Origin of the sequence: Vibrio sp. 10N.247.310.17 (assembly GCF_041466605.1) — a bacterium.
GTDB lineage: Bacteria > Pseudomonadota > Gammaproteobacteria > Enterobacterales > Vibrionaceae > Vibrio > Vibrio tasmaniensis_A.
The window spans coordinates 1-1,228 of sequence record NZ_JBFSTC010000227.1 but is presented as its reverse complement, the minus strand read 5'-3'; the positions used below and the strand labels follow the sequence as shown (position 1 = coordinate 1,228).

Here is a 1,228-nt window from a genome sequence, read left to right as displayed (position 1 = left end):
CCCTCTGCGGCGCTTTTTGCAATCGTGAAGGCAGCCCACCTTCGAGGCCATCTGAGGTAATAATCCCAGACGGCAATCTCATTCGTTACAGCGACCAATTAGGAAAACGTTTGAGGTGATCTTCTAATCGAAGTTTCCCTTCGCGCTTTTTGGCCCGCTCTGCTCTTTTCGCCGAGAGCGTTAACGTTTTATTCGCCTTTGATGAGAGATTAAAAGCGATACCGACTTCCTTGTTCTCAACCCTACATTCTGATTTAAAATTCATACAAAAGTCTTCCTAAATAGAAAAAACCGAAACGCTCTCGTTTAGACCGAAACATCAATGAGTCATGTAATCGCTCACTGGCGTCTAATTTTGTTGAGTTTGTGACTTACTTATCATTTCTTGAATTTAACATAATCTAAATAATACGCACCAAATTAAGGTGCTGATTTTAAAGAAAATAAATGGGGTTTTAATGTTGGCGCTATTGTTATTAGGCATAATTAATATATTAATTATTTTAATTTCACTCCCTCAATGTGCTATAAATTTTTCTAAGGTTATTTGTTATCTTTTTGTTATTTATCGGTTTTTTATCCGTGCGTATTATTTAGATTATGTAAAGGGAAAAACCACAAGGTTACTTAAAGATTGAAATATCAGGCGACGCTGCGCTATACTTGCTTTAGGTCGTTAAGGTTAAAACACACTACATTGGCTGCTAACCAGTAGTGCCCTATGTAGTGTGTTTTTTCTAAGATTTAGAGTGTGTTAGAGGTGGTACTCTGACCATATAGCACTTGCAAAAAAGCCGGCTTCCCAATAGTAGCCGGCTTTTTTGTGTCTAAAAAACGGGATTTGATTTGTTTCTTCGGTTGAGATAGCGTGAAATTTCACCGTTTGGACAACCAATCTAAACACTCCCCAAAAACCTATTGGACCTCAAAATATGACTCCTTTGACTCAGCCTTGGCGTGGGCTAAAGCCCAAACAACACATTCTCAATCACACCGCTTGTTTATCCCTCGGGATGAAGTGCTGTGTGCTTTAAACGTGGACGGTGAATGTTATGAAGACGCCTGGACACGACTCCTCCCCTCCCCCGCTCGATAAATCGAGTTACGATGCGGAGTATCGCCGTAAGCGTAAGGATCGGAAGCTGGATTTGATTGAATTGTATCAACGTGTCGTTGAAGAAGAGAACGCGCGGAACCCTAAGACGCCTTTTGAGATCGGATTTAAGTC

General features: G+C 40.7%; 1 protein-coding gene. It reads right to left on the bottom strand.

The window, feature by feature from the left end:
• Window positions 1-85 precede the first annotated feature (85 nt).
• Window positions 86-265: a TraY domain-containing protein gene (locus AB6D80_RS25020; RefSeq protein ID WP_017097351.1), complete on the bottom strand. Its 180-nt coding sequence runs from the start codon at window positions 263-265 to the stop codon at window positions 86-88.
• Window positions 266-1,228: the final 963 nt, after the last annotated feature.